Here is a 2456-nt window from a genome sequence, read left to right as displayed (position 1 = left end):
TTCAGGTATCTTATTGGACCAAGGCATAAGATTATCTAAGCTTTCGCTATCCGATACATCTATCTTTGATAGAGTATCAAATAAATAAACCAAATACCTTTCTACAACTAATTTATTAGCCTTGGCAGTTTCAACAATACTATAAATATTAGCACTAGAAGTTGCACCTTTAGCAGTATTTGCAAAAAGGAAGTTTTTACGACCTATTACAAATGGCTTGATAGCTCTTTCGGCTGCATTATTATCAATTTCTAGTGAACCGTCTAATAATACATTTCTTAATCCTGGTAAATGCTTTTTAGCATAATCAAGTGCTTTACCTAGTGGACTTCTTGGAAGAGCATCTTTTATTTCTCTTTCAACATAGTAAATAAAATCATCTATAATTGGAGTTAGTTTTTCATTTCTAACTTTAAATCTAATATCATAATAATTTTCTTTACATGAATAAGCTTCTCTAAGGTCTTTTTCAAGTTTATAAATTTGCTCACAATAATTAAACCCTAATATTGCTCTAGAATTTTTTAAGGCTTCCTCATTTAAGTCAACTATTATATTGTGAAAGTATCTCCTTATGTGAGCCAAACAATATAACCTCGTAGCGTTGCTAACGGAATTATATCCATTGTACCCATCTGTTTGGAGAAATCCTTTGAAATCTCCCAAGAAATTTTTAGGACAAGAGCTTGATCTGGTACTTTGATAATCATATAAAATCACTGGCTTTAAATCAGTATTGCTCATATATAACCACATATACTTTTTAGATTTAGAATCCTTACCATTATCATTAATTACTTTCAAAGTAGTTTCATCAGCATGAATATAATTTCTGCTAAGCAATTCTGCCTTCATACGATTATATATTGGTTCTAAAGCTACCGCTGCCGACATTGTCCAGTTACATAGAGTCTGCCTCGAAAGCGTTGCCCCCATCATATCAAAGTAATTTTCTTGTCTATATAATGGTATAGCATGTTGATATTTAAGCATAAGTGTGTGAGCAATTAATTCATTAGAAGCCATACTATTATAAAAAATAGTTTTTGGTGCTTCTGCTGAAACTATATTACTTTCACCATTTTCTTTTTCGCATGATTTACAAGCATAGCTGTAAATCACGTGCTCTTCAACTATAAGTTTAGCTGGGATATATTTAATAATTTCTTTTTTAGATTTAACACCAATTTCAACAAGCTCTTCACCACAGTCTGTACAATTAAGATCATTGCCTTCTAATTTATGTTCAATAACAACTCTTTCTAAGTTTGCTAGATTATCTTTCTTACCAATATAATTACTTTTCTTAGCTCTTTTATATGTAATTTCTTCTAAAGTAGGTTCTTCTACCTTTGAATCACTATGTTTTTCAGCCTCGTTAAAAAGAGATAATTGGTTTTCATCTACTTTTTCACTAGACGATCCAAATATCTTTCTATTTTTATTTGATATAACACCTTTTAAGAATGCTAGCTCATTTTTAAGCTTTCTTATTTCTTCATCTTTTGAGCTTAACTCTTTATCTTTTTCATTAATTTTATTCTCCATCTTTTCAATTAATGATTTTGTAGCTTCATCAAGTTCATTTGTAAGAATTTCGTGACTCATAATTACCTCTTTAGACGTTTTTTTATGCATTTATTGTAGCAGAAAACCCCTTGAAAATAAAGATTTCAAGATGTTTTTTACACAAAAATTTCACTAATAATAATTACCTTGTTTTATAGGTTCAAATTTAGATTTTGTTCTTACTTCATAACCTTTTAAAAGCCAACGTAATTCATCGATATTTACTTTTAAGGCTTCTTCAGTAGTAGCAGGCCATTTGAAGCGATTTGCTTCTAAACGGTGATAATATAGCCAAAATCCTTCATCAAAGTGAAGAATTTTTAATTTATCCATTTGTTTATTACAAAAAACAAACAATGCTTTCTCAAATGGATCCAGCTTAAGCTGATTTTTAACTATCATCACTAATCCATCAATGCTTTTTCTTAAATCCGTGTAGCCGCAGGCAAGATAAACTTTTTCAATTTTATCTACATTTAGCATTTGGAAGCTAACTCCTTAATTATTGATGTTATTAAAGTAGTTTCACTAACGGGAATAGTTATACTAGCATTACCTATATTAATTTTCACTTCTTTTGAAATTGAAATATTTTGATTTATATCATCTTGCTTAGTATTTAATGGAATAGCATGAAAAATTGTTGTCGAATCTATTCTTTCAAGTCTTTTCTTATGATAATAAAATTGACTTTTACTAATCTTATTTTCTATACAAAAATCTTTTACAGTTATAGTGCCATTATAGGATATAAATTTATTGATATATTCTTCCCAAATAGCATTATCTAATTTTCTATACATAGTTTTCCTCCCACTAATAATCATTTAACTTAATTTTATCAATGGGATGCTATGCTATCTAGGCACTTAATTTTTTACGCTTAC

3 protein-coding genes are annotated in these 2456 nt (G+C 29.1%); all 3 read right to left on the bottom strand.

All coding sequences use genetic code 11. The features are described from left to right. On the bottom strand, positions 1–1608 hold a 1608-nt coding region (tnpC, locus tag EJJ37_RS19590), incomplete at its 3' end, for an IS66 family transposase (protein ID WP_166484858.1). A 93-nt stretch (positions 1609–1701) separates the two neighbouring features. Further along, the gene (gene tnpB, locus EJJ37_RS19585) at positions 1702–2052 is read right to left on the bottom strand and encodes an IS66 family insertion sequence element accessory protein TnpB (RefSeq protein ID WP_133017102.1); all 351 of its coding nucleotides are present in this window, start codon (positions 2050–2052) and stop codon (positions 1702–1704) included. Continuing rightward, positions 2046–2372 carry an IS66 family insertion sequence element accessory protein TnpA gene (gene tnpA / locus EJJ37_RS19580; RefSeq protein ID WP_133017101.1) on the bottom strand — a complete coding sequence of 109 codons (327 nt, stop codon included), beginning with the start codon at positions 2370–2372 and terminating at the stop codon, positions 2046–2048. The genes tnpB and tnpA overlap by 7 nt, the downstream gene beginning before the upstream one ends. Positions 2373–2456: the final 84 nt, after the last annotated feature.

Source organism: Clostridium cuniculi (genome assembly GCF_004353185.1).
Taxonomy (GTDB): domain Bacteria; phylum Bacillota; class Clostridia; order Clostridiales; family Clostridiaceae; genus Clostridium; species Clostridium cuniculi.
Note: the sequence above shows the minus strand (reverse complement) of the source record. Positions and strands in the feature narration are given on the sequence as shown.

Excerpts from the sequence above, each read along its gene's own strand:
- tnpB (WP_133017102.1), bottom strand. The coding sequence starts at position 2,052 with ATGCTAAATGTAGATAAAATTGAAAAAGTTTATCTTGCCTGCGGCTAC.
- tnpA (WP_133017101.1), bottom strand. The coding sequence starts at position 2,372 with ATGTATAGAAAATTAGATAATGCTATTTGGGAAGAATATATCAATAAA.